This is a genomic window from Streptomyces amritsarensis (assembly GCF_001953875.1).
Lineage (GTDB): Bacteria > Actinomycetota > Actinomycetes > Streptomycetales > Streptomycetaceae > Streptomyces > Streptomyces amritsarensis.
The window spans coordinates 58,560-77,856 of the sequence record NZ_MQUR01000026.1; the positions used below are offsets into that span (position 1 = coordinate 58,560).

Annotated in this window: 17 protein-coding genes; 8 read left to right on the forward strand and 9 right to left on the reverse strand. The window is 72.0% G+C overall.

All coding sequences use genetic code 11. From position 1 onward, the window contains the following. The first annotated feature begins 171 nt into the window (after positions 1-171). Entirely contained in the window at positions 172-2,034 is a 1,863-nt protein-coding gene (locus tag AVW11_RS38310; RefSeq protein ID WP_076044131.1) for a VWA domain-containing protein, read from the forward strand. Between the two features lie 94 nt (positions 2,035-2,128). Here the strand turns inward: AVW11_RS38310 and aspS are convergent, their stop codons facing one another. Then, on the reverse strand, positions 2,129-3,946 hold the full coding sequence (gene aspS, locus AVW11_RS14170) for an aspartate--tRNA ligase (RefSeq protein WP_076044132.1): 1,818 nt from the start codon (positions 3,944-3,946) through the stop codon (positions 2,129-2,131). Positions 3,947-4,102: 156 nt separating this feature from the next. Here aspS and AVW11_RS14175 point away from each other — a divergent pair, with 156 nt between their 5' ends. Beyond that, entirely contained in the window at positions 4,103-6,310 is a 2,208-nt protein-coding gene (locus tag AVW11_RS14175; RefSeq protein WP_076044133.1) for an ATP-binding SpoIIE family protein phosphatase, read from the forward strand. 260 nt (positions 6,311-6,570) lie between these two features. On the opposite strand, the gene AVW11_RS14180 is transcribed toward AVW11_RS14175, so the two are convergent. From AVW11_RS14180 to AVW11_RS14200, 5 genes are all read right to left on the reverse strand, one after another. Continuing rightward, positions 6,571-7,566: a pirin family protein gene (locus tag AVW11_RS14180; RefSeq protein ID WP_076044134.1), complete on the reverse strand. Its 996-nt coding sequence runs from the start codon at positions 7,564-7,566 to the stop codon at positions 6,571-6,573. A gap of 291 nt (positions 7,567-7,857) precedes the next feature. Next, positions 7,858-8,817, reverse strand: a complete 960-nt coding sequence (locus AVW11_RS14185; protein ID WP_076044135.1) for an ArsR/SmtB family transcription factor — start codon at positions 8,815-8,817, stop codon at positions 7,858-7,860. Positions 8,818-8,853: 36 nt separating this feature from the next. Beyond that, a complete protein-coding gene (locus tag AVW11_RS14190; protein ID WP_030839028.1) occupies positions 8,854-9,312 on the reverse strand; it encodes an SseB family protein in 459 nt (152 codons plus the stop codon). Positions 9,313-9,381: 69 nt separating this feature from the next. After that, positions 9,382-9,585 (reverse strand): DUF397 domain-containing protein, encoded by a 204-nt coding sequence (locus AVW11_RS14195; protein WP_076044136.1) that lies wholly within the window; start codon positions 9,583-9,585, stop codon positions 9,382-9,384. Then, positions 9,566-10,426 carry a helix-turn-helix domain-containing protein gene (locus AVW11_RS14200; protein ID WP_076044137.1) on the reverse strand — a complete coding sequence of 287 codons (861 nt, stop codon included), beginning with the start codon at positions 10,424-10,426 and terminating at the stop codon, positions 9,566-9,568. Before AVW11_RS14200 ends, AVW11_RS14195 begins: the two co-directional genes overlap by 20 nt. A gap of 112 nt (positions 10,427-10,538) precedes the next feature. Between AVW11_RS14200 and AVW11_RS14205 the strand changes: the two genes are divergently transcribed. The 5 genes from AVW11_RS14205 to AVW11_RS14225 all read left to right on the forward strand — a co-directional run bounded on the left by AVW11_RS14205 (position 10,539) and on the right by AVW11_RS14225 (position 15,309). Further along, positions 10,539-10,745 (forward strand): hypothetical protein, encoded by a 207-nt coding sequence (locus AVW11_RS14205; protein WP_076044138.1) that lies wholly within the window; start codon positions 10,539-10,541, stop codon positions 10,743-10,745. Continuing rightward, positions 10,742-11,146: an ATP-binding protein gene (locus AVW11_RS14210; RefSeq protein ID WP_240528174.1), complete on the forward strand. Its 405-nt coding sequence runs from the start codon at positions 10,742-10,744 to the stop codon at positions 11,144-11,146. Before AVW11_RS14205 ends, AVW11_RS14210 begins: the two co-directional genes overlap by 4 nt. Before the next feature lie 67 nt (positions 11,147-11,213). Beyond that, on the forward strand, positions 11,214-13,040 hold the full coding sequence (locus AVW11_RS14215) for an acyl-CoA dehydrogenase (RefSeq protein WP_076044139.1): 1,827 nt from the start codon (positions 11,214-11,216) through the stop codon (positions 13,038-13,040). 146 nt (positions 13,041-13,186) lie between these two features. After that, the gene (locus AVW11_RS14220) at positions 13,187-13,915 is read left to right on the forward strand and encodes a hypothetical protein (protein WP_030839043.1); all 729 of its coding nucleotides are present in this window, start codon (positions 13,187-13,189) and stop codon (positions 13,913-13,915) included. 101 nt (positions 13,916-14,016) lie between these two features. Next, positions 14,017-15,309, forward strand: a complete 1,293-nt coding sequence (locus AVW11_RS14225; RefSeq protein WP_030839046.1) for a M18 family aminopeptidase — start codon at positions 14,017-14,019, stop codon at positions 15,307-15,309. A gap of 36 nt (positions 15,310-15,345) precedes the next feature. Here the strand turns inward: AVW11_RS14225 and AVW11_RS14230 are convergent, their stop codons facing one another. The 3 genes from AVW11_RS14230 to AVW11_RS14240 all read right to left on the reverse strand — a co-directional run bounded on the left by AVW11_RS14230 (position 15,346) and on the right by AVW11_RS14240 (position 18,673). Next, positions 15,346-17,190, reverse strand: coding sequence for an NHL domain-containing thioredoxin family protein (locus AVW11_RS14230; RefSeq protein WP_076044140.1), 1,845 nt, complete (start codon positions 17,188-17,190; stop codon positions 15,346-15,348). Between the two features lie 108 nt (positions 17,191-17,298). Beyond that, on the reverse strand, positions 17,299-17,844 hold the full coding sequence (locus AVW11_RS14235) for a DUF4240 domain-containing protein (protein ID WP_076044141.1): 546 nt from the start codon (positions 17,842-17,844) through the stop codon (positions 17,299-17,301). A 28-nt stretch (positions 17,845-17,872) separates the two neighbouring features. Continuing rightward, positions 17,873-18,673 carry an ATP-grasp domain-containing protein gene (locus tag AVW11_RS14240; protein ID WP_060177117.1) on the reverse strand — a complete coding sequence of 267 codons (801 nt, stop codon included), beginning with the start codon at positions 18,671-18,673 and terminating at the stop codon, positions 17,873-17,875. A 32-nt stretch (positions 18,674-18,705) separates the two neighbouring features. Here AVW11_RS14240 and AVW11_RS14245 point away from each other — a divergent pair, with 32 nt between their 5' ends. Then, positions 18,706-19,215 (forward strand): LURP-one-related/scramblase family protein, encoded by a 510-nt coding sequence (locus tag AVW11_RS14245; RefSeq protein ID WP_076044142.1) that lies wholly within the window; start codon positions 18,706-18,708, stop codon positions 19,213-19,215. Positions 19,216-19,297: the final 82 nt, after the last annotated feature.

The following is a 19,297-nucleotide window of genomic DNA, read 5'->3' on the forward strand; positions in this document are numbered from 1 at the left end:
GGAGCGGCAGTTCGGAATCGGCGTGATCACCTCGGGGAGCCGGGCGCCACGAAAGGTGCCCCTGCCGAAGATCCAGCCGGGCGGCCGATAACCTTACGTGTCCACTCTGGGCAGGGATCAACCGCGCAGCACGGACAAATGACGCACGCACTCATGCGAAAGGCCTGGCCCATGGGTATTCGGAGCTTGTTGCGCAAGGTGTTCGGACGGTCTGCGGAACCGGTTCCGGAAAATTCGGACGCCACTTCGGCGGCTGTCCCGAACCAGGCGGAACGCACCCCCCTGGATGCCGCCGCCGAACTCGTGGCGGCGTCCTTCGACAATCCGACGGTCCCCCCGCAGTCCTCCCGGGACCGCGAGCCCGGCACGGTCCTGACGGCCCCTGCCCCGCCCGCCGACCCCACCGTCCCGGAGGCCCGCCGCCCCTCGCCTGCGGCGAAGCCCGACGGAGAAACCCCCGCCGCCCCGGAACCGGCTGCCACCGCCGAGCCGGAGGCCACCGCTCCTGCGGAGCAGGCCGAGACCGCCGCCCCGGCGGAACCGCAGGGACCGGCGGAGGCCGCGCCGCAGGCGGAGGCCGCTGAGGCGGAGGCCACCACTCCAGCGGAGCAGCCCGAGACCGCCGCCCCGGCGGAGGCCACCGAACCCGAGCCGCCGCAGGCGGAAGCCGCGCCGCAGGCAGAGGCCGCTGAGGCGGAGCCCACCGCCCCGGCGGAACCGCAGGCACCCACCGAACCCGAGGCTCGGAACGAGCGGGCGCAGCCCGAAGCGACCGCAGCCGACGCAGACACACCGCAGGCGGAGGTGGGGGCGGAGGCGGAGGCAGCGCCTCAGACCGAAACCACGGCCCCCGCGGCGCCGCAGGCCGACGCGGTCGCCGAGGCGGAGTCGCAGACGGCGCCGCAGGCCGACACCGCCGAGGCGGAGGCCACCGCTCCTGCGGAGCAGCCCGAAACCACCGCCCCGGCCGAGGCCACCGAACCCGAGCCGCCGCAGGCCGACGCCGCGCCGCAGGCAGAGGCCGCTGAGGCGGAGGCCACCGCTCCAGCGGAGCAGGCCGAAACCACCGCCCCCGAGCCGCCGCAGGCAGAGGCCGCGCCGCAGGCCGACGCCGTCGCCGAGGCGGAGTCGCAGACGGCGCCGCAGGCCGACGCCGCGCCGCAGGCAGAGGCCGCGCCGCAGGCGGAAGCCGCGCCGCAGGCAGAGGCCGCTGAGGCAGAGGCCACCGCTCCAGCGGAGCGGGTCGAGACCGCCGCCCCGGCGGAGCCGAAGGCACCGGCCGAGACCACCGAGCCCGAGGCTCGGAACGAGCAGGCGCAGCCCGACGCAGACGCGCCGCAGGCCGAGGCCGAGGCGGGGGTCGGCGCGCCGGCTGGGCCCGCCCATGCGGCGGCAGCCGTGCGGCGTCGGGCGCCCGAGGTCGCCGCCGCGTACAAGGCGGCCGGCCAGGTGCTCCGCGGCAAGGGGAAGGCCGGCGCCCGCGCCAAGGTCTACCTCGTCCTCGACCGCTCCGGGTCCATGCGCGGCTTCTACAAGGACGGCAGCGCCCAGTACCTCGCCGACCACGCCCTCGCCCTCGCCGCGCACCTCGACGACGAGGCCACCGTGCACACCGTGTTCTTCTCCACGGAGGTGGACGGCACGGCCGACCTGACCCTCGACACCCACTACGGATCCTGGGTCGAGGGCCGCCACGCCGAGCTCGGCCGGATGGGCCGCACCAGCTACCACGTGGCCGTCGAGGCCGTCGTGGAGCACTACCGCAAGGACGGCGGCGAGGGCCCGGCCCTCGTCGTCTTCCAGACGGACGGCGCCCCCGACAACCGCCAGCCCGCCCGCCAGGCGCTGACCGACGCCGCCACCGCGGCCCCCGGCATCCACTGGCAGTTCGTCGCCTTCGGTGACCACGACTCCAAGGCCTTCGACTTCCTGCGCAAGCTGGACGCCGAGAACGCCGGCTTCTTCCACGCCGGCCCCGCCCCCGCCGAGCTGACCTCCGCGGCGCTCCTCAAGGGCGTCCTGGAGAAGTTCTAGGCAGGGCGGAGACCGAACAGCAGAAAGGGCCCGGGGTCGCCGACCCCGGGCCCTTTCGCATGCCTGCCTAGCCTGCCTACCTACCGGCCACCGCTCAGCGCGCAGCGTCCGGGTGTACGGACTCCGCGACCGGCTTGGCGTCGGCCGCCTTCGTCTCGACCGGCTTGCGCAGCGCGATGTTCAGCTCGCGCAGGCGGGCCTCCTCCAGGACCGTCGGCGCGCCCATCATCAGGTCCTGCGCGTTGCCGTTGAGCGGGAAGGCGATGGTCTCGCGGATGTTCGGCTCGTCGGCCAGCAGCATCACGATGCGGTCCACGCCCGGGGCGATGCCACCGTGCGGCGGGGCACCGAGGCGGAAGGCGCGCAGCATGCCCGCGAACTCGCGCTCGACGGTCTCGGCCTCGTAGCCCGCGATCTCGAAGGCCTTCAGCATGACGTCGGGCTCGTGGTTGCGGATGGCGCCGGAGGACAGCTCGATGCCGTTGCAGACGATGTCGTACTGCCACGCCAGGATGTCGAGCGGGTCCTTCTCCTCCAGGTCCTTCATGCCGCCCTGCGGCATGGAGAACGGGTTGTGGGAGAAGTCGATCCTGCCGGTCTCCTCGTCCTTCTCGTACATCGGGAAGTCGACGATCCAGCAGAAGCGGAAGACGTTGTCCTCGAAGTGGCCGGCGCGCTTGGCGGCCTCGACCCGGACCGGGCCCATGATCTTGGAGACCTCGTCGAACTCGCCGGCGCCGAAGAACACGGCGTGGCCGGGGACCAGGCCCAGGCGCTCGGTGAGGACCTTGACGTTCTCCTCGGTGAGGAACTTGGCGATCGGGCCGGACAGCGCACCGTCCTCGCCCACGCGCACCCAGGCCAGGCCCTTCGCGCCGAGCGAGACCGCGTAGTCGCCGAGGCCGTCGAAGAACTTGCGCGGCTGGGCGGCGGTGTCCGGGACGGCCAGGGCGCGCACGTGCTTGCCGGCGAACGCCTTGAACTCCGAGGCCTCGAACACGTCGGTGATGTCGACGAGCTCCAGCTTGGCGCGCAGGTCGGGCTTGTCGTTGCCGTACTTCAGCATCGACTCGCGGAAGGGGATCCGCGGGAACGGCGAGGTGACCTCGCGGCCGCCGCCGAACTCGGTGAAGAGCTCGGTCATCAGGCGCTCGATCGGCTGGAAGACGTCCTCCTGCTCGACGAAGGACATCTCGACGTCGAGCTGGTAGAACTCGCCCGGCGAGCGGTCGGCGCGGGCGTCCTCGTCGCGGAAGCAGGGCGCGATCTGGAAGTACCGGTCGAAGCCGGAGATCATCAGCAGCTGCTTGAACTGCTGCGGGGCCTGCGGCAGGGCGTAGAACTTGCCCGGGTTCAGGCGGGACGGCACCACGAAGTCACGGGCGCCCTCGGGGGAGGTCGCGGTGAGGATCGGGGTCGCCATCTCGTTGAAGCCGAGGGCCACCATCTTGGAGCGGATCGAGGCGATGACCGCCGAGCGCAGCATGATGTTGCGGTGCATGCGCTCGCGGCGCAGGTCGAGGAAGCGGTACTCCAGACGGCGCTCCTCGTTCACACCGTCGTCGGTGTTGATGGTGAAGGGGAGCGGGGCGGCCGCGCCGAGCACCTCGACCTCGGAGACCTCGATCTCGATCTCACCGGTCGGCAGGTCGGGGTTCACGTTGTCCGCGCCGCGGGAGACGACCTTGCCGTCGATGCGGACGACGGTCTCCTTGGAGACGCTGCTGAGGGCCTCGTTCGCGGCGGTGCCGGGGCGGGCGACCAGCTGCGTGATGCCGTAGTGGTCACGCAGATCGATGAAGAGGATGCCGCCCAGGTCTCGACGGTTGTGCAGCCAGCCGCTCAGTCGGACGTCGGCGGCGACGTCAGAGGCGCGGAGCTCGCCGCAGGTGTGGGACCTGTACCGATGCATCAGTCATCCAGTTCTTCGCGATACCAGGGTGGATTCAACCGTCCCAAGGTTACCGTCCGGGAGGATGCCGGGTCGGGCACTACCGTCAGCCTGCGCATATGCGTCCGGTCACCGGCGAACAGGCACGTAACGGATATGACCTGTAAAGATGGCCGGGTGCGCACCGAGGATGTCCTGGCCGCCGTCGCGACGGGTCTGTGGCGATGGGACAACGCCTCCGGGACGGTCTCCCTCGACGGGGAGGCCGCCCGGCTCCTCGGGCTGCCCGCCGAACCGGTCGTCCTGCCGGAGGTGGCCGTACGGTCCCGCTTCCACCCGGTGGACTGGAACGAGATCAACGGGATCGTGAACCTGGCCGTCGCCGAGGGCACCCTCGCCGAGGCCCGGCTGCGGATCATGGACGTGGACGGACGCGTCATGCGGACCGTGCGCAGCCGCTCCAAACCGCTGGAGAGGTGGTCGGCCGACGGGAGCCTGGACTACGAGCTGATCGGCACCATCCAGGAGATCGCCGAGCCGCAGCCGGGCACCACCGCCGTGCACACGCCCATCACCGGCGACTGGCGCCGCTCCCGCGAGGCGTTCCTGCTGGACGCCGGCCGGGCGCTGGCGGAGGCCCGCTCCACGGCGGAGGTGCTGCGGGTCGCGGCCTCGCTGTCGATGCCGGGCTTCAACCCCGACGGGCTGGCCGTCTTCGGCGTGGCCGGGGACCGGCTGTCCGTCATCGGACACCACGGGCACGACGCCGGGGACGAGGGCCCCTTCACGGACATGACGCTGGACACGGACTATCCGGCCGCGGAGGTCGTCCGCACCGGCCGGGCGATCTACCTGCCCACCCCGGACGACTACAAGCGGCGCTTCCCGGCCACCTGGCCGCTCGCGCAGCGCTTCGACCGGGTGTCCTGGGCCTTCCTGCCGCTGATCGTGGCCGGGCGGACCATGGGCGCCTGGATGGCCGCCTTCAAGCAGCCCGCGTCCTTCTCGCCCGACGAGCGGTCCGTCCTGACGACCGTGGCCCGGATGCTGGCCCAGGCCCTCCAGCGGGCCGGCGTGGCCGAGTCCGAGCGGGAACTCACCACCGGCCTGCAACGGTCGATGATGCCGCAGCTCGGCCCGGAGATCCCCGGCATGCGGATCGCCGCACGCTACGTCCCCACGGGCGGCGGACTCCAGGTCGGCGGCGACTGGTACGACATGATCCCGCTGCCGTCGGGCCGGTTCGCGCTGGTCATCGGCGACGTGCAGGGCCACGACGTGCGGGCGGCGGGGCTGATGGGCCAGCTGCGGATCGCCGTACGCGCCTACGCGTCCGAGGGGCACCGGCCGGACGCGGTGCTCTCGCGCGCCTCCCGCTTCCTCGCCGGGCTGTGCGCCCCCGAGGGGGCGGGCGCCGAGGACGACTCCGACGCCCGCAGCCCGCGGTTCGCGACCTGCCTGTACGTGGAGTGCGACCCGAAGACCGGGACGCTGGAGGTGGCCCGCGCCGGCCACCCCGACCCCGCGGTCCGGATGGCCGACGGCACCGTCCTGATGCGGCCCACGGCAGGCGGGCTCCCCCTCGGGATCGTCCCCGACACCGACTACCCGACCACCCGGTTCACCCTGGAGCCCGGCGAGACGCTGATGCTCTGCACCGACGGGCTCATCGAGACCGGCGGGCACGACCTGGACACCGGCTGGGCCCGGCTGCGCGCGGTCCTGGAGGGCGGCACGCGCGAGGCCGGCACGCACGACGCCGGCGCGCACGACGCCGGCGCGCACGACGCCGGCGCGCACGACGCCGGGGATCTCGAAGCGCTGGCCGACCTGCTGGTCCAGGCTGTGCACGGGCCGTCCTCGCACCACACCACCGGGCCGCTGGCCGACCGCCGCGAGGACGACATAGCCGTGGTCCTGCTGTGCCGCGAGGGCGGGGGCTGCGGCTGCGGCACCCCGGTGGCGCACCCGGCCCGCCCGGCCCGCCGCACGATGCTGACCGTGGCCCAGGCCGAACCGGAACGCATCGCGGGCGCCCGCCGGCAGGTGAGGGAGCTGCTGCACGACTGGGCCGACGAGGAGCAGCTCGACGCGGTGGTGCTGATGGTCTCCGAGATGGTCACCAACGTCCTGGTGCACACCGACGGCGACGCCCTGCTGGTGGCGGAGGCGGTCGGCGAGCTGGGCGAGCGCCGGCTGCGCGTGGAGGTCGCCGACTCCAGCGACGAGCTGCCGCACAAGCGGCACCCGGGCGAGATGGCCTCCAGCGGCCGCGGGGTGCTGCTGATGGAGATGCTGGCCGACGCGTGGGGCGTGGACCCGCGCGGCGAGGGCAAGTCGATCTGGTTCGAGCTGTACGAGCAGTCGAAGCAGCCGGACGCCTAGGCGGTCCGAGCTGCGGGTGCGCTGTCCGCCGCCGGGATGTGGATGGCGTACACGTCGCCGGGCCGCAGGTTCCGCGGGGTGCTGTACTCGCCGTAGGTGCCGATCACCGTGACCGTCGCCCGGGAAGCGGGGTGCTCGTACGTGCGGAAGTACGGCGTGTTCGGCGCGGCCTCGGAAGCCTGCCGGACGCCGGTGCGACGGTACGGGCCGCGCCCCCCGGGAAGGGGGCGCGGCCCGTGGTGCGTCGTGGCCTTCCGGCCCTACTCCTCGTCCGCCTGGCCCGCGCCGCGGTGGCCGAGACCGGTGCGGGCGGTGGTGGGGATACGGCCCAGCCGACCCGCCTGGAAGTCGTCGAAGGCCTGCTGGAGCTCGTGCTTGCTGTTCATGACGAACGGCCCGTAGTGCGCCATCGGCTCCCGGATCGGACGCCCGCCGAGGAGGACGATCTCCAGGTCCGGGGCGTTGGAGTCCTGGGACTCGTCCGCCCGCACCGTGAGGGAGCCGCCCTCGCCGAAGACGGCCGTCTGCCCGGTGTGGAGGGGCCTGCGGTCCTGGCCGACCGATCCCCGCCCGGCCATCACGTACGCCAGGGCGTTGAAGTCCTCACGCCACGGCAGGGTGATCTGCGCCCCCGGGGCGACGGTCGCGTGGATCATCGTGATGGGCGTGTGGGTGATGCCCGGGCCCTCGTGGCCGTCGAGTTCACCGGCGATCACCCGGAGCAGGGAGCCGCCGTCCGGGGTGGACAGCAGGGTGACCTTGCCGCCGCCGATGTCCTGGTAGCGCGGGGGCATCATCTTGTCGGAGGCCGGCAGGTTCACCCACAGCTGGAGGCCGTGGAAGAGCCCGCCGCTGACAACGAGGGACTCCGGCGGCGCCTCGATGTGCAGCAGGCCCGAGCCTGCCGTCATCCACTGCGTGTCGCCGCCGTTGATGACTCCGCCGCCGCCGTTGCTGTCCTGGTGGACGAAGGTTCCGTCGATCAGGTACGTGACGGTCTCGAAGCCTCGGTGCGGGTGCCACGGCGTGCCCTTCGGCTCACCCGGCGCGTACTCCACCTCGCCCATCTGGTCCATCATGATGAACGGGTCGAGGTACTGGTAGTTGATCCCGGCGAACGCGCGCCGCACCGGGAATCCCTCACCCTCGAACCCACTGGGAGCGGAGACGACGGCCAGCACCTTGCGCGGGACGACGGCCTGCGGCTCGGCCACGCGCGGAAGCGTCAACGGGTTCTCAACAGTCACTGCGGGCATGGTCAGGACCTCCTTCTGATCCGAGTTTAGTTGAAACTCGAACTTTCTGCCACACCCCACAGAACAGAAGAGCCCCGCAGGGCATTCCCTCCGGGGCTCCGGGCGTCCCGACCTGCGGATATGGTCCGACCCGCCCGCGGCGGCCACCCCGGGCGGTGGCGGCGCCGGGACCCCCGTACCCCGCGCCGCCACCCCTCTCGCACCCCGAGCCGCGAGGACGAGGGCTCCCGCAGCGCCGATATTCGGGGGCCGGCGGCCCCGCCGCGATGCTTTCGGGTGTCGCCGAAAGCTTCAGCCCCCGCTGTGGAGGAGGTCCGCGCCCAGGCCCGTCACCGAGTGCAGGACCGCCTTGCCGTCCCGCTCGGTGGTGATCAGGCCGGCCGCGCGCAGGGTGCGGGTGTGCTCGGAGACCGAGGGGAGGCTGATGTCGAGGTCCCGGGCCAGCTCACTGGTCGTACGCCGCTGCACCAACCGCTGGAGCACCGCCGCCCGGGTCCGGCCGAGCAGCGCGTCCAACGCGCCCTCCGCGGGGCCGGCGGAGGTCAGGGGCAGCGGGGTCATCGCCGGATAGAGCAGGACGTACGGGCCGTCCGGGTGCTCGGCCACCAGCGGGCGACCCGTCCAGAACGGCGAGGGCATCAGTATCAGGCCGCGCCCGCCGAGGCGGACCTCGTAGTGCGGCGGCCGGGCCACCTCGAAGACGGTGCCCGCCCAGCCGGCCGCCGGGTGCGTGCTGGCCAGGCAGGCCCTGATGCCGTGGGCGGCCAGCAGCCGGGTGCGCCAGGCGACGTCGGCCTGGAAGGACTGCCGGATCCGGGCCCAGTGCGGGGCCACCACGCTCTCGTGGGCCGCCGTGAGCGCGTTCCCGAGCTGGTCCCACGCCTCGTGGTCCCGATCCCACAGCGCCCGCAGCCAGGAGTCCGACCCGGGGGCCCGGGCGGCGGCGCGGGCGAGCTGCTCGCCGGTCAGCAACGGCGCGGCCTCCCGTACGGCGGCCAGGCCCTCCTCCAGGGAGCGCGCGAACGGCTCGACGAACTGCGGGTTGTCACCGTCGGGCCGCAACAGGTCCAGCAGCGGGCGCACCCGGCCCGGCAGCTCCTGGCCGACGCGCGCCCGCCAGCGGCCGAAGACCGCCGCCTCGTCCGTGCGCTGCCAGGCGACCAGCGCCATGGCCAGCTCCACCATCGGCAGCGGCCCGTCGGCGAAGGTGACGTTGAACAGGTCCTCGGCCGTGAAGTGCACTCTCAGCATCGCGCCCGCCCCCCGTGCGCCTACGGCGTACGGCGTCTAGCCGTACATGCGGCGCATCGCGAAGTCGACCATCTGCTCGACCGCCTTCGCGTCGAAGACCATGCGGTGGTCGCCCTCCATGTCGAGGACGAAGCCGTACCCGGTCGGCAGCAGGTCGATCACCTCGGCGCCGGTGATGACGAAGTACTTGGACTCCTTGCCGGCGTACCGGCGCAGCTCCTTCAGCGTGGTGAACATGGGGATGACCGGGTGCTGCGTGTTGTGCAGCGCCAGGAACCCGGGGGTGTCGCCGCGGGGGCAGTACACCTTGGAGGTCGCGAAGATCTGCTGGAAGTCCTCGGCGGACAGCGACCCGGTGGTGAAGGCCCGTACGGCGTCCGCGAGGGAGGGCGGGGACGGCTCGGGGTACAGCGGCGGCGCCTGCCCGTAGCCCTGCTGGGGCTGCTGAGGGGCGTACTGCTGCTGGGCGCCCGGATTCTGGTCGTAGCCGTACATGCGGCCCACCCTACCGACCGGCCGCGCCCATACCGGCCGGTACCGGCCACCGCCCGCCTGCGGGTGCGGTCAGGAGGCCCGGAGCGAGGCCACGAAGGGGACCCAGGCCGCGGCGCTGACCACGACCACCCCACCGTCCGGCCTCTTGGAATCCCGAACGGGCACGAGTCCGGCTACGCCGTCAGCCACCTCGACACAGGTGCCCCCGTCGCTGTTGGTGTAGCTGCTGGTACGCCACCGCGCTGCGTTCAAGTCAGTTCGGCTGCTTGCCATTTCGATAGTCCTCTACGGCCGCCTCGATCATGGCGAGGGTCGCCTTCGGCGGTAGCGCGGCGGCCCTCAGCAGATCGTACGACCTTCGGTAACGCTTCACGAGGGCTGGATCGTCGATGGTGACACCGCTGTGCAGGGACTCCGTGTACACCAGCGGCGGTGCGTTGCCGAACGTCAGGATGAGCACGGTTCCCGCCGCCATGAACGGATGCGCTCCGGCGTTCCACGGGACGATCTGTGGAACGATCCGCTTGCGCCGCACCAGAGCCGCGACGTGGTCGAACTGGTCCGCCATCTGCTGAGGCGGAAGGATCGGCAGCCGCAGCAGCGACTCGTGAAGGATCACCCAGTACTCGGGTGCTTCATGCGCGCCCTCGAAGAGGGCGGCGGCCCTCGCCAGCCTGGCCTCGATCTTGACGTCGGTCTCCTCCCGCGGCTCCAACGGGCGTTCCGCCCCGGCGAGAGCCCGTGCATACGCTTCCGTCTGCAACAGGCCGGGAAGCGCAGTCGGGCTCCACTCCTCAATGGTTTCCGCGAGTTTCTCCGCTTCGAGAACCCGCTCGGCGTACTTGGCGTGGCCGACGCTCCGGGCTTTGCGGACATCCTCGCAGCGCCGCTCGAAGAACCCGTCCGTCTGGAGCACTCGGTCAACGTGACAGGCCAGGTCCACCGGCATGCGCCGCTGGCCGCGTTCGATCTCGCTCAGGTACGTCGCCGCGTAGAAGCTTCCCTCCACCACCTCCTGGAGCGTGCGGCCCACCTCTTCGCGCCTCCAGCGCAGCTCCTTGCCGTAGAAGGCGGGAACGCTCTCGGAGCCGTCAATGTCCTTACGCGCAGCCACGGTCGGCCCGCCTTCCACATCGCGCACTGTGGACCAGAAACCCTTCCCAAGGTACGCGGCGGGGCGCCAGCCTGTGAGGGCTTCGTCACACTCCGCCACGGAAGGGTCTGCCATGAGCGACCACACCCACGACCGCGAGGCCGCCGCGGCCCTCGACGCGCTGCGCGGCGCGCTCGCCGCGCACGGGATCACCCTGCCCTCGCTGGACCTGCACCTGCCCTCCTACGCCGGGCGGTACGGCACGCCGCCGCTCATCACCCTCGGCAACTGCAACCCCGCCACCGCGCAGCGGATCGCCTCCGCGCTGGCGAAGCCGTGAACGAGCTCGTGATCCGGCTGAACGCCACCGCCCGGGCGGCCCCGATGCTCCGGCACGCCGTGCGCGAGCACCTCGGCCCGGAGTCCGGCGACGCCGAGCTGTGCGTCACCGAGCTGCTGGCCAACGTCGTCCGCCACCTCGGCGAGGGCACGCCCGTCACCCTGCGGATCAGCGGAAGGGCAACTCGTACGCGGGTCGAGCTCACCGACCCCGCACCGGCGGCCCGGCCCGCGCCGCGGGAGGCGGCCGGTGACGACGAGTCGGGGCGCGGGCTCGCCCTGCTCGACGCGCTGGCGCTGCGGTGGGGCGTCAGCCAGGGGCAGGGCACCAAGACGGTGTGGTGCGAGCTTGACCCTGGTCACAGTCGGCGCGGAAGGGTTGCTGTTATTACCGGTGGGTAGCATCATGTTGTTACCGATTGGTATGTACGAGGAACCTGTCTCCCCGAGCCTTAACGGAGCCGTCGCCATGGGGCACTACAAGTCGAATCTCCGCGACATCGAGTTCAACCTCTTCGAGGTGCTCGGCCGCGACCAGCAGTACGGCACCGGTCCGTTCGAGGAGATGGACACCGAGACCGCGAAGAGCGTCCTGTCCGAGATCGCCCGCCTCGCCGAGAACGAGCTGGCCGAGTCCTTCGCCGACGCCGACCGCAACCCGCCGGTCTTCGACCCGGAGACCAACACCGCCCCGGTCCCGGCCTCCTTCAAGAAGAGCTACAAGGCCTTCATGGACTCCGAGTACTGGCGTCTGGGCATCCCGGAGGAGATCGGCGGCACCGTCTCCCCGCGCTCCCTCGTCTGGGCCTACGCGGAGCTCCTGCTCGGCTCGAACCCGGCCGTGTGGATGTACTCCTCCGGCCCGGCCTTCGCCGGCGTCCTCCACGAGGAGGGCAACGAGGCGCAGAAGAAGATCGCGCAGATCGCCGTCGAGAAGCGCTGGGGCTCCACCATGGTCCTCACCGAGCCGGACGCCGGCTCGGACGTGGGCGCCGGCCGCACCAAGGCGATCCGGCAGGAGGACGGCTCCTGGCACATCGAGGGCGTGAAGCGCTTCATCACCTCCGGTGAGCACGACATGGAGGAGAACATCCTCCACTACGTCCTCGCCCGCCCCGAGGGCCACGGCCCCGGCACCAAGGGCCTGTCCCTCTTCCTCGTCCCGAAGTTCCACTTCGACTGGGAGACCGGCGAGCTGGGCGAGCGCAACGGCGTCTACGCCACGAACGTCGAGCACAAGATGGGCCTCAAGGCCTCCAACACGTGCGAGATGACCTTCGGCGACCAGCACCCCGCCAAGGGCTGGCTGATCGGCGACAAGCACGACGGCATCCGCCAGATGTTCATGATCATCGAGTTCGCCCGCATGATGGTCGGCACGAAGGCCATCGCCACCCTCTCCACCGGCTACCTCAACGCCCTGGAGTACGCCAAGGAGCGCGTGCAGGGTCCGGACCTGGCCAACTTCATGGACAAGACCGCGCCCAAGGTCACCATCACGCACCACCCCGACGTGCGCCGCTCGCTGATGACGCAGAAGGCGTACGCCGAGGGCATGCGCGCCCTCGTCCTCTACACCGCGACCGTCCAGGACGAGATCCAGGTCAAGCAGGCCGCGGGCGAGGACGCCTCCTCCCTCGTCGGCCTGAACGACCTGCTCCTGCCGATCGTGAAGGGCTACGGCTCGGAGAAGTCCTACGAGCAGCTCGCGCAGTCCCTGCAGACCTTCGGCGGCTCCGGCTACCTGCAGGAGTACCCGATCGAGCAGTACATCCGCGACGCCAAGATCGACACCCTGTACGAGGGCACCACGGCCATCCAGGGCCAGGACTTCTTCTTCCGGAAGATCGTCCGCGACCAGGGCGCCTCGCTGAACATCCTCTCCGAGACGATCAAGAAGTTCCTGGCCGAGGCCGTCGGCGGCGAGGAGCTGGCCGGCGCCCGCGACGCGCTCGCCAAGGCCGCCGTGGACCTGGAGGCCATCGTCGGCCAGATGATCGTCGACCTCACCGCCACCGGCGAGGACGTCAAGAACATCTACAAGGTCGGCCAGAACACCACCCGCCTTCTGATGGCCTCCGGCGACGTCGTCGTCGGGTACCTGCTGCTCAAGGGCGCCGCCGTGGCCGCCGAGAAGCTGGCCGGCGCCTCCGCGAAGGACGTCCCCTTCTACACCGGCAAGATCGCCGCCGCGAAGTTCTTCGCCGCGGAAATCCTCCCGGGCGTCTCCGTCCAGCGCCAGCTGGCCGAGGCCGTCGACAACTCCCTCATGGAGCTCGACGAGGCCGCCTTCTAACCCCGGCACCACCACGCCGCACCCGCACGCAGCGGCCGGGTCCCCCGCACAGGGACCCGGCCGCTGCCGCGTGCCCGGGGCCCCCTACCAGGGCCCTGTACTGCGGCTTTCCCCCGATGTCAGTCGTTCATGGGACGCTCGTACGCATGAGTCCACAGGATCAGCACGGCAGCAGGGGGTACTCCGTCCCCACCGGGCGGCCGTACGCCCTCAAGGAGCTGCAGGCGAGCCTGGGCAGCCTCGGCGACCACCTGCGCGAGCTGTACGACGGCGCCCACCCCGCCGAGTACGACACCATCGCCGACGCGCTGTACGTGGCCTTCCAGACGGCAGCCGGACTGGCCCCAGCCAAGAGCTACACCGGCTGCCCCGAACACCCCAACGGCGCCCTCGACCCCGAGGCCCCCGACGGCTGGGGCCGCTGCCTCATCTGCAACGACCGCCGGCGCCTCGGACAGCGCCACCGCGGCGGCCCCGCCGCCGCCCCCGCCGGCGAGCAGCGCCGCCTGGGCTACCCCGTACCGGACGGCCCGTACACGCTGCACGCCCTGCGCACCCACCTGCGCACCGTCGAGGACCAGCGGTTCCACCTGGGCCTGTCCTCGCCCGCCGAGGACTTCGTCCGCATCGCCGACGACCTCCACCGCGCGTTCATCGTCGCCCGCGAACTGTCCCGCCCGCGCAACGCCTCGGGCTGCTCCGAGCACCCGGGCGCCCCCATCGACCCCGACGCACCCCCCGGCGAGGCCTGTATCTTCTGCGCCGGACGCAGAAGACGCGCGCAGCGCTCCCCGCAGACCCCGGAGATGCTCCCGCGCATCCGCCGGGGCGAGCGCAGGCAACTGCAGCGCAGATTCGAACGTCCGCCGGGCTGAGAACCAACGGGACCGCAGATCACCAGCCCTGCGGGCCCCTACCTCCGGCCATCCGTCGCAGTCCGGCCATGGCGAACACGACCGTCGTTAAGGTGAACCACATGAGCTCTCCCGCCCGCTTCGACCGCGGCCACACCGACGATCTGATGACCTTCCTGACGGCCAGTCCGTCGCCGTACCACGCCGTGGCCAACGCGGCCGAGCGGCTGGAGAAGGCAGGCTTCAGGCAGTTGTCGGAGACGGACGCCTGGGACTCGGGCACCGGGGGCAAGTTCGTGCTCCGCGGCGGCGCGCTCATCGCCTGGTACGTCCCCGAGGGCGCGGCGGCGCACACCCCCTTCCGCATCGTCGGCGCCCACACCGACTCGCCGAACCTGCGGGTCAAGCCGCTCCCCGACATGGGCTCACAGGGCTGGCGGCAGATCGCGGTCGAGATCTACGGCGGCACCCTGCTCAACACCTGGCTGGACCGGGACCTGGGCCTGGCCGGGCGGCTGACCCTGCGCGACGGCACCGAGCGCCTTGTAAACATCGACCGGGCGCTGCTGCGCGTGCCCCAACTGGCCGTGCACCTGGACCGTTCGGTGAACAGCGACGGGCTCAAGCTCGACAAGCAGCGGCACATGCAGCCGATCTGGGGCCTGGGCGACCCGCACGAGGGCGACCTCATCGCGTTCCTCGAGGAGGAAGAGGGCCTGGAACACGGCTCGGTGGCCGGCTGGGACCTGATGGTCCACTCGATCGAGCCGCCCTCCTACCTGGGCCGGGACCGCGAGCTCGTGGCGGGCCCCCGCATGGACAACCTGCTGTCCGTGCACGCCGGGGTCGCGGCGCTGGCCGCCGTGTCCGGGGCCGCGAAGCTCGACCACATCCCGGTGCTGGCCGCCTTCGACCACGAGGAGAACGGCTCGCAGTCGGACACGGGCGCGGACGGCCCGCTGCTGGGCAACGTGCTGGAACGTTCAGTCTTCGCACGCGGAGGCTCCTACGAGGACCGCGCGCGGGCCTTCGCCGGCACCATCTGCCTGTCCTCCGACACCGGGCACGCCGTGCACCCCAACTACGGTGAGCGGCACGACCCGACGCACCACCCGCGGGCCAACGCCGGCCCGATCCTGAAGGTCAACGTCAACCAGCGGTACGCCACCGACGGCAGCGGGCGCGCGGTGTTCGCCGCCGCGTGCGAGCGGGCCGGCGTCCCGTGGCAGACGTTCGTCTCCAACAACGCCATGCCGTGCGGGACGACGATCGGCCCGATCACGGCCGCCCGGCACGGCATCCAGACCGTGGACATCGGCGTCGCGATCCTCTCGATGCACAGCGCCCGCGAACTGTGCGGCGCGGACGACCCGTACCTCCTCGCCAACGCCCTGGTGGCCTTCCTGGAGGGCTGAACCCGAGGGCCGCCCCCAGGGAAGGCCGGGAGCGTCTCAGCCCTCGTCGTCCATGCCCGCGAGGACGAGGGGCAGCCGGGCGGCGCCGCCGGCGGTGACCTTGACGGGTACGCCCCAGTCCTGCTGGTGGACGTGGCAGGCCGGGTACTCGTTGGCCGGGTCGTCGTCGCAGGACGCCGCCATCGCCGAGACGTGCAGCACGCCCTCGGTGACGTCCGGGTTCAGCTCCAGCTCCCGGAACAGGTCGGTCCCCGCTCCCTCACCGGCCGCCAGCAGCTCGGGCGGGGTCGAGGAGACGAGCAGGCGCGTGGAGGGCCCGTAGCGGGTGTCGAGCTTCTGCCCGCTCGGGGCCCGGAAGACCACGTCCAGGCGCAGCGTGCCGGGCGCCACCTCGGTGGCGGCCCGCTGGGTGCGGTGCGCGACCGCGTCCACCCGTACCGCCTCCTCCGGGAGCCGCAGCCGGGTCAGGCGGTGCCGGGCCGACTCGACGACCACGATGTCCCCGCCGACCAGCACGGCGTCGCTGGGCTCGCGCAGGTCGGTCGCCAGCGTCGAGACCTGCCCGGTGGCGGGGTCGTAGCGGCGCAGCGCGTGGTTGTACGTGTCGCACACCGCGACCGAGCCGTCCGGCAGGGCCGTCACCCCGAGCGGGTGCTGGAGCAGGGCCTGGGCGGCGTCCCCGTCCCGGTGCCCGAAGTCGAACAGGCCGGTCCCGACCGCGGAGGTGACGGCGTAGCCGGTCTCGGTGGCGTGGACGTAGCGCAGGGCGCTGGTCTCGGAGTCGGCGATCCACAGCCGGTCCCCGGCGGCGGCGAGCCCGGACGGCTGGGCGAACCACGCCTCGGCGGCCGGCCCGTCGTGCAGCCCCTCGTTGGTGGTGCCGGCGGCGACCTCGACGGTCCCGGCCTGCGGGTCCCACGTCCACAGCTGGTGGACGCCGGCCATGGCGATCCACACCTTGCCCTGCCACCAGGCCACGTCCCACGGCGAGGACAGGTCCACTTCGAGGGCCGGCCCCGAGGTCGGCGAGCCCTGCCACCACTGCCGGCCGGTGCCGGCGACCGTCTCGACGGCTCCGGTCTCCAGGTCCAGGACGCGCAGCGCGTGGTTGACGGTGTCGGCGACGACCACCCGGCCGTCCGGCAGCAGCGCCAGCCCCTGCGGCTCGCTGAAGCTGTCCCCGGCGAAGCCGCGCTCGCCGCTGCCGATGCGGCGCACGACGCTCTCCCCGTCGGCGGCCAGCTCCACCAGCTGGTGCCGCGTGGAGTCCGAGACCAGGAGGTTCCCGCTGGGCAGGAGCAGCGCCTTGCCGGGGAAGCGCAGGTCACCCGCCACGGGCTCGGGCGCCACGTACGGCCCGTCCCCGCGCCGCAGCGTGCCCTTGGCCTCGTGCTCGGCCTCCAGCTCCTCGACCAGCTTCGCGAGGGCGTGCGCGTGCCCCTCCCCGGCGTGCTGGGCGACGACGTACCCCTCGGGGTCGATCACGACGAGCGTGGGCCACGCGCGCACGGCGTACTGCTTCCAGGTGGCGAGCTCGGGATCGTCGAGGACGGGGTGGTGGACCTCGTAGCGCTCGACGGCGTCCACGACGGCCGCGTGCTCAGCCTCGTGCACGAACTTCGGCGAGTGCACACCGATGATCACGACGGTGTCGCGGTGCTTCTCCTCCAGCTCGCGCAGCTCGTCCAGGACGTGCAGGCAGTTGATGCAGCAGAACGTCCAAAAATCGAGAATCGTGACGCGTCCCCGCAGGTCGGCGAGGGTGAGGTCCTTGCCTCCGGTGTTCAGCCAGCCGCCCTTGCCGATCAGCTCGGGAGCACGGACACGGGCACGCTTGCGGGGTGCGGGCGCGGGGGTGGGCGCCGGAGCAGCATCGTTCATCCTTCAAGCTTGCCATTGCTTCCCCGCCCCTCCCACGGGTGACCGCCCCCCGCCACACGGCCGCAACGAACGGGTGCCCCGACCAGCGGGCTCCAGGGCCGCGTATCGCTACGCGTCGTCGAAGAGGGCGCTCAGGCGCGGCAGTCGGCTCGCCAGTTCGGCCGCGTCGTCGAAGTCGAAGTCCCAGGACGGGTCCAGGGGCGGATAGCTGATCGTGAAGGATTCCGCCGGAAGCTCGCGGCCGGTGGCGCTCTCGTAGGCGCTCCACGCGATCGAGAGGGCCTCCTCGTCCCACAGCTCCAGGCCCTCGGCCGCCGCCTCGCGGACCGCGGGGTGCTCCGCGAGGGAGTCCGGGTCGGCCAGGGCGGCGTCGAAGACCGCCCGGCCCTGGGTGAGGAGCCAGCCGCGGAAGTAGTCGAACCCGTCGTCCGAGCAGCCTCCGTTGATCACGTACGCGGCGGCCCAGAGCGGGCTGCGGTAGGACTCGGCGAGAAGGTCCCACAGCACCTGCTGGGCCGCGGCTATCTCCGCGTGCGGACGCGCCGCGAGCAGCTCGGCCGCCCGCTGCGCCACCGCGTCCTCCACCTCGCCCGCACCTGCCGCCGCGTCCGTGCGGGCCGTCTCGATCAACTGCCAGAACGTCTGCTTGTCCATGGGAAGAGCCTGGCACCCGGCACTGACATCAGTTGAGGAAGGAGTGGAGAGATCCCGTGAACGAGGTGACGAAGGCGTCCTGGACCGCCGCCGGGAGCAGGTCCAGGGACAGGTACGGGTTGAGGTCCTCCAGCTCGACGAGGAGCAGTTCGCCGGACGGCGCCCGGCAGGCGTCCACCCGCTGGATGCCGTGGGAGAGGGTGTTCCACTCGACGAAGGCGCGGGCGAAGGCCAGGTCCTCCCCGGTCGGTTCGTAGGGGCGCAGCTCCCAGCGGCGGGCCGGGTCGGGGGCGTGGAGCGCGTACTGGAAGGTGTCGTCGACGAAGTAGAAGGACACCTCGTACGCGAAGTCGATGCGCGGCTGGATCAGCACGGCTCCGGCCTCGCCGGCCGGTGTCGCGGTGAAGGTGAGGCCGATGGAGTCGGCGCCCTGCTTCGGCTTGACCACGTACTCGGGCACCTGCGGCAGTTCCGCGAGCCGGGCGGGGTCGTCGACCGTCGGGATGACCGGGTAGCCGGCGGCGGTCAGGTCGAGGAGGTACTGCTTCCCGGCCATGTCGGCGCGGCCGGTGAGGGGGTTGTAGACGGGCGTGCCGGCGGCGAGGGCGGCGGCGCGGAAGGCGTCGTACTCCTCCTGGTAGTGCAGGACGGGGCCGCTGTTGCGGACGATCACGGCGTCGAAGCCCGGCATCAGGGAGCGCGCGTCGGCGGGGTGGCACAGGGCCAGGTCGAAGTGCTCGCGCAGGCGCGCGGTGAGGAATATGTCCTCGTCGCAGTAGCGGCGGCCGCGTGCCGGGTACGCCAGGTCGGTCACATAGAGCAGTGGCATGGGGGCAACCTATCGCGGGCACTGATCAGCGCATGAAATACCTCGTTCGGGACAAAATGCTGGCCATCGGGGACGACTACCGGATCGAGGACGAGGACGGACGGCACGCCTTCCTCGTCGACGGGAAGGCCCTGCGCTTCCGGGACACGCTGGAGCTGAAGGATCCGGACGGCCGGATCCTGATCACCCTGAGGGAGAAGCTCTTCGGTCTCCGCGACGCGATGACCCTGGAGCGGGACGAGCAGCGGCTCGCGGTGATCCGCAGGAAGCGCTTCTCGCTGCTGCGCAACCACTTCCGCGTGACGCTCGTCGAGGGCACGGAGCTCGACGTGAGCGGGCGGATCCTGGACCGGGAGTTCAAGGTCGAGTACGACGGGGAACTGCTCGCGCTGGTCTCCCGGCAGTGGTACCGGGTGCGGGAGACGTACGCGGTGGACGTGGTCCGGGAGGACGCGGACGCGGCACTGCTGGTCGCGGTGGCGGTGTGCGTGATCCGGATGGCCGAGAAGGAGCGGGAGGACGCCGCCGCCCTCCCGGCCTGAGCGGCCCATGCCACGGCCGGCGGCACCGAGCCGGGCGGGCCCCGAGCCGGCCCGGGGCCCGGACCCGAGCCGGCCCGGGGCC

What these genes read in the sequence shown, in the direction of transcription:
- AVW11_RS14235 (WP_076044141.1), bottom strand. Translation starts at nt 17,844, where the DNA reads ATGGACAAGCAGACGTTCTGGCAGTTGATCGAGACGGCCCGCACGGAC.
- AVW11_RS14240 (WP_060177117.1), bottom strand. Translation starts at nt 18,673, where the DNA reads ATGCCACTGCTCTATGTGACCGACCTGGCGTACCCGGCACGCGGCCGC.
- AVW11_RS14225 (WP_030839046.1), top strand. Translation starts at nt 14,017, where the DNA reads ATGAGCTCTCCCGCCCGCTTCGACCGCGGCCACACCGACGATCTGATG.
- AVW11_RS14230 (WP_076044140.1), bottom strand. Translation starts at nt 17,190, where the DNA reads ATGAACGATGCTGCTCCGGCGCCCACCCCCGCGCCCGCACCCCGCAAG.
- AVW11_RS14245 (WP_076044142.1), top strand. Translation starts at nt 18,706, where the DNA reads ATGAAATACCTCGTTCGGGACAAAATGCTGGCCATCGGGGACGACTAC.
- AVW11_RS14215 (WP_076044139.1), top strand. Translation starts at nt 11,214, where the DNA reads ATGGGGCACTACAAGTCGAATCTCCGCGACATCGAGTTCAACCTCTTC.
- AVW11_RS14205 (WP_076044138.1), top strand. Translation starts at nt 10,539, where the DNA reads ATGAGCGACCACACCCACGACCGCGAGGCCGCCGCGGCCCTCGACGCG.
- AVW11_RS14195 (WP_076044136.1), bottom strand. Translation starts at nt 9,585, where the DNA reads ATGGCAAGCAGCCGAACTGACTTGAACGCAGCGCGGTGGCGTACCAGC.
- aspS (WP_076044132.1), bottom strand. Translation starts at nt 3,946, where the DNA reads ATGCATCGGTACAGGTCCCACACCTGCGGCGAGCTCCGCGCCTCTGAC.
- AVW11_RS14180 (WP_076044134.1), bottom strand. Translation starts at nt 7,566, where the DNA reads ATGCCCGCAGTGACTGTTGAGAACCCGTTGACGCTTCCGCGCGTGGCC.
- AVW11_RS38310 (WP_076044131.1), top strand. Translation starts at nt 172, where the DNA reads ATGGGTATTCGGAGCTTGTTGCGCAAGGTGTTCGGACGGTCTGCGGAA.
- AVW11_RS14185 (WP_076044135.1), bottom strand. Translation starts at nt 8,817, where the DNA reads ATGCTGAGAGTGCACTTCACGGCCGAGGACCTGTTCAACGTCACCTTC.
- AVW11_RS14190 (WP_030839028.1), bottom strand. Translation starts at nt 9,312, where the DNA reads ATGTACGGCTACGACCAGAATCCGGGCGCCCAGCAGCAGTACGCCCCT.
- AVW11_RS14220 (WP_030839043.1), top strand. Translation starts at nt 13,187, where the DNA reads ATGAGTCCACAGGATCAGCACGGCAGCAGGGGGTACTCCGTCCCCACC.